Source organism: Alphaproteobacteria bacterium HT1-32 (assembly GCA_009649675.1).
GTDB lineage: Bacteria > Pseudomonadota > Alphaproteobacteria > Rhodospirillales > HT1-32 > HT1-32.
Window position 1 is genome coordinate 1 of the sequence record WJPL01000008.1, and the last position, 5,644, is coordinate 5,644.

2 tRNA genes and 3 rRNA genes are annotated in these 5,644 nt (G+C 54.2%); all 5 read right to left on the reverse strand.

Annotation, left to right across the window (positions count from 1 at the left end):
* A 5S ribosomal RNA gene (rrf, locus tag GH722_20585) occupies nt 1–84 on the reverse strand; the annotation flags it as partial.
* A gap of 303 nt (nt 85–387) precedes the next feature.
* A 23S ribosomal RNA gene (locus GH722_20590) occupies nt 388–3,131 on the reverse strand.
* Between the two features lie 348 nt (nt 3,132–3,479).
* Nucleotides 3,480–3,555, reverse strand: a tRNA-Ala gene (locus GH722_20595).
* A 62-nt stretch (nt 3,556–3,617) separates the two neighbouring features.
* Nucleotides 3,618–3,694, reverse strand: a tRNA-Ile gene (locus GH722_20600).
* A 177-nt stretch (nt 3,695–3,871) separates the two neighbouring features.
* Nucleotides 3,872–5,381 (reverse strand): 16S ribosomal RNA (locus GH722_20605).
* Between the last annotated feature and the right edge of the window lie 263 nt (nt 5,382–5,644).

The window sequence follows — 5,644 nt, forward strand, 5'->3', positions numbered from 1 at the left end:
AGATGCAGTACCATTGGCGCTGAGGGTTTTCACTTCCGAGTTCGGGATGGGATCGGGTGCAGGCCCCTCGCCATAGCCACCAGGCCATCGATGCCGGAAGTCTATGTATTGAGGTGATTTTCAGAGAGTTCCTGAGGACTTGATGTCCGTAGGAAGAATAGTTCGTTGAACAAAGATTGTTCAGCGTTTGTTGGACGGTGTTGGATCAATGCGCTGCATTGGTCCGGTTTGGATTGATGCGATGCATCAACCTGATGTCCAACGGATGTTTGTTGATGAATGTTTATTCATCAGATATCAGCTATCCGATCTTGATCGAATATATTCTGTCTTCTTCGGCACTCGGCGTTAGCTGAGTGTTTACCCGAGGAGAGGGGAGCGTTGAGCTCTTGAGCCTTTCGAGCGATTAGTACCGGTAAGCTTCATGTGTTGCCACACTTCCACACCCGGCCTATCGACGTGGTGGTCTTCCACGGCTCTCAGGCGAGACCTGGTATTGAGGGGAGTTTCCCGCTTAGATGCTTTCAGCGGTTATCTCGTCCGTACTTAGCTACCCTGCGGTGCCGCTGGCGCGACAACAGGTACACCAGAGGTACGTCCACCCCGGTCCTCTCGTACTAGGGGCAGCTCCTCTCAAGTCTCGTACTCCCACGGCAGATAGGGACCGAACTGTCTCACGACGTTCTAAACCCAGCTCACGTACCTCTTTAATTGGCGAACAGCCAAACCCTTGGGACCTGCTCCAGCCCCAGGATGAGATGAGCCGACATCGAGGTGCCAAACGGTTCCGTCGATGTGGACTCTTGGGAACCATCAGCCTGTTATCCCCGGCGTACCTTTTATCCGTTGAGCGATGGCCCTTCCACGCGGGACCACCGGATCACTATGACCGACTTTCGTCTCTGCTCCACCTGTCGGTGTCGCAGTCAGGCGAGCTTATGCCATTGCACTCTCTAAGCTGATTTCCGACCAGCCTGAGCTCACCATCGCGCGCCTCCGTTACTCTTTAGGAGGCGACCGCCCCAGTCAAACTACCCACCATGCAGGGTCCCGGACCCGGTTTCACGGGTCGCGGTTAGACATCAGAAAGCAAAAGGGTGGTATTTCAAGGTTGGCTCCACCAGAGCTGGCGCCCTGGGTTCATAGCCTCCCACCTATCCTACACAGTCATTTTCTAATGCCACTGCAAAGCTATAGTAAAGGTGCACGGGGTCTTTCCGTCTGACCGCGGGTACTCCGCATCTTCACGGAGAGTTCAATTTCGCTGAGTTGGTGTTGGAGACAGCGGGGAAGTCGTTACGCCATTCGTGCAGGTCGGAACTTACCCGACAAGGAATTTCGCTACCTTAGGACCGTTATAGTTACGGCCGCCGTTTACCGGGGCTTCGATTCAAAGCTCTCACCTCTCCTCTTAACCTTCCGGCACCGGGCAGGCGTCAGACCCTATACGTCGTCTTGCGACTTCGCAGAGCCCTGTGTTTTTAGTAAACAGTCGCCACCCCCTAGTTTGTGCCACCCCCCCACGCTTGCGCGCAAAGGGGTCACCCTTATCCCGAAGTTACGGGTGCAATTTGCCTAGTTCCTTCAACACCATTCTCTCAAGCGCCTCGGTATACTCTACCATCCCACCTGTGTCGGTTTCGGGTACGGTCTTATGACGGGGTTATTTCCTGGAACAACTTGACTGCACAGACAATCCGTTAAGTCCGTACAGCTACCGCTATTCGTCACCACCGTCTGGTTCAGGAATATTCACCTGATTCCCATCGCCTACGGCTTTCGCCCTCGGCTTAGGGGCCGACTCACCCTGCGCGGATTAGCCTTGCGCAGGAACCCTTGGGATTTCGGCGAGAGTGTTTCTCACACTCTTTATCGCTACTCATGTCAGCATTCTCACTCGTCGTACCTCCAGCGAACCTCGCGGTTCACCTTCGCAGGCTTGGACGACGCTCCGCTACCACTCCAGTAAACTGGAATCCGCAGCTTCGGTGCATGGCTTTAGCCCCGATACATCTTCGGCGCAGGACGACTTATTTAGACCAGTGAGCTGTTACGCTTTCTTTAAAGGATGGCTGCTTCTAAGCCAACCTCCTGGTTGTTTTGGTCTTCCCACATCCTTTCCCACTTAGCCATGACTTTGGGACCTTAGCTGGCGGTCTGGGCTGTTTCCCTTTCGACGACGGACCTTAGCACCCGCCGTCTGTCTGCCACATAGTATTTACCGGTATTCGGAGTTTGGTTAGGTTTGGTAAGACTTTGGGTCCCCCTAGCCCATCCAGTGCTCTACCCCCGGCAATATTCATGTGACGCACTACCTAAATAGTTTTCGCGGAGAACCAGCTATTTCCGGGTTTGATTGGCCTTTCACCCCTAGCCACAAGTCATCCCTGTCTTTTTCAACAGACGTGGGTTCGGCCCTTCAGTGCATGTTACTGCACCTTCAGCCTGCTCATGGCTAGATCACCCGGTTTCGGGTCTACTCCCTCGAACTGAACGCGCTGTTCACACTCGCTTTCGCTGCGCCTACACCTTGCGGCTTAAGCTTGCTCGAAAGAGTAACTCGCTGACCCATTATACAAAAGGTACGCAGTCACCTCACAATGGAGGCTCCTACTGCTTGTAGGCATCCGGTTTCAGGTCTGTTTCACTCCCCTCGTCGGGGTGCTTTTCACCTTTCCCTCACGGTACTGGTTCACTATCGGTCATTAAGGAGTACTTAGGCTTGGAGGGTGGTCCCCCCATGTTCGAACAGGATTTCACGTGTCCCGCCCTACTCGAGGACTTGGGTACTTTCTACCGATACGGGGCTATCACCCGCTATGGCCCGACTTTCCAGACGGTTCTCGTTCTTATACCCAAGCCACTGGCCTGGTCCGCGTTCGCTCGCCACTACTAACGGAGTCTCGGTTGATGTCCTTTCCTCCGGCTACTGAGATGTTTCAGTTCGCCGGGTTTGCTTCCGCAAGCCTATGTATTCAGCTACGGATAACCCTTGCGGGTTGGGTTGCCCCATTCGGATATTTCCGGATCAAAGTCTGCTCTCAACTCCCCGGAACTTAACGCAGAGTGCCACGTCCTTCATCGCCTCTTAATGCCAAGGCATTCACCAGATGCCCTTCTCGCGCTCGAGAGCTCAACGCTTTCCTCTCCTCGGAAAGACGTCAAGTTCAGTCAAAATATTCAAACACATATCTCAGCCCCTAACCGGCAAGCCGGTTAACGATCAAGACACATATCTAAAAAATTCCGACCGGAACTCTCTAAAAAAATTGTGTCACCACTTCACTTGTCCAAGAACACAGGCAACAGCCTAAGCTGTCGCCCGATATGCAGGCCTTACCTAACGAATAATCTGTGATAAGCCGTCTGAAGCATGCCAGAAGATCCGGCACCGTAACGCTCTCGCCGTTTTGGTAAAACGACTGTCGCTCGGAGACCTTACCGGAAGTACCACACCGTTTCGTTAAACGAAACGGTAGTGGTGGAGCCGGACGGGATCGAACCGACGACCTGAAGCTTGCAAAGCTACCGCTCTCCCAACTGAGCTACGGCCCCATTGAGCTTAAGCCCATTCCAGTTTCCAGACTGCTATCCTCTTTCGCATAAACAAAAAGAGGTGGTGGGCCTGGGAAGACTTGAACTTCCGACCTCACGCTTATCAAGCGCGCGCTCTAACCAACTGAGCTACAGGCCCGGAACCGCCCGTCTCCAGGCAACCGCTCCAGGACACATCCTGTAACAGGGGCCTCATGAGACAGCAGCCGGGCTTGCGGCTTATCTTATTCGTCAGGAAGGGATACGGGGACGGCGACGCTCAACAGAGCTGCGCTTTTTAGTCTATTGCAAAGTGGCCTGGATTGCTCCGGACCATCCTTGAAAGGAGGTGATCCAGCCGCAGGTTCCCCTACGGCTACCTTGTTACGACTTCACCCCAGTCGCTGACCTTACCGTGGTTGGCTGCCTCCCTTGCGGGTTAGCGCACCACCTTCGGGTAAAACCAACTCCCATGGTGTGACGGGCGGTGTGTACAAGGCCCGGGAACGTATTCACCGCGGCATGCTGATCCGCGATTACTAGCGATTCCGACTTCATGCACTCGAGTTGCAGAGTACAATCCGAACTGAGACGGCTTTTAGAGATTAGCTTACTCTCGCGAGTTCGCTGCCCACTGTCACCGCCATTGTAGCACGTGTGTAGCCCAGCGTGTAAGGGCCATGAGGACTTGACGTCATCCCCACCTTCCTCCGGCTTGTCACCGGCAGTTCTCTTAGAGTGCCCAGCTTAACCTGATGGCAACTAAGAGTGAGGGTTGCGCTCGTTGCGGGACTTAACCCAACATCTCACGACACGAGCTGACGACAGCCATGCAGCACCTGTGTGAAAGCCAGCCGAACTGAAGGAAACCATCTCTGGTAACCATACTTTCCATGTCAAACGCTGGTAAGGTTCTTCGCGTTGCTTCGAATTAAACCACATGCTCCACCGCTTGTGCGGGCCCCCGTCAATTCCTTTGAGTTTTAATCTTGCGACCGTACTCCCCAGGCGGGGTGCTTAACGCGTTAGCTACGGCACCGAACAGCATGCTGCCCGACACCTAGCACCCATCGTTTACGGCGTGGACTACCAGGGTATCTAATCCTGTTTGCTCCCCACGCTTTCGCACCTCAGCGTCGATCTCAGGCCAGTGAGCCGCCTTCGCCACTGGTGTTCTTCCGAATATCTACGAATTTCACCTCTACACTCGGAATTCCGCTCACCTCTCCTGAATCCTAGCAATGAAGTATCAAAGGCACCTCCCGGGTTGAGCCCGGGCATTTCACCTCTGACTATCATCGCCGCCTACGCGCGCTTTACGCCCAGTAATTCCGAACAACGCTTGCCCCCTCCGTATTACCGCGGCTGCTGGCACGGAGTTAGCCGGGGCTTCTTCTGCTGCTACAGTCATCATCTTCACAGCTGAAAGTGCTTTACAACCCTAAGGCCTTCATCACACACGCGGCATTGCTGGATCAGACTTGCGTCCATTGTCCAATATTCCCCACTGCTGCCTCCCGTAGGAGTCTGGGCCGTGTCTCAGTCCCAGTGTGGCTGATCGTCCTCTCAGACCAGCTACCGATCGCAGACTTGGTAGGCCATTACCCCACCAACTATCTAATCGGACGCGGGCCCATCTGGAAGCGATAAATCTTTCCCCCGAAGGGCGTATCCGGTATTAGCCATCGTTTCCAATGGTTATTCCGAACTTCCAGGCAGGTTCCCACGCGTTACTCACCCGTGCGCCACTTTCCACATCCCGAAGGATGCTTCACGTTCGACTTGCATGTGTTAGGCATGCCGCCAGCGTTCGTTCTGAGCCAGGATCAAACTCTCAAGTTGAACCTGATAGGATACCATGACCGAAATCACGATATCCCTCGCTCGCACATCACTTAATAAAGCTTGGCTTATCTTAAGGAATGCACTTCGCAGCAACATTAAACGCCGCCGCCCGCGCATCCCTTCCTGCATATCTACAATGTCAAAGAGCCTTCTTCCACCAGCCGAAACCAGCTTCCAAAACCGCCGTTCTTTTCCGGTGGCCCGATGCTCGTCGCGTCGGGAGGCGGTTTATATGGGCGCACCGCCTACCTGTCAAATGCCTTTC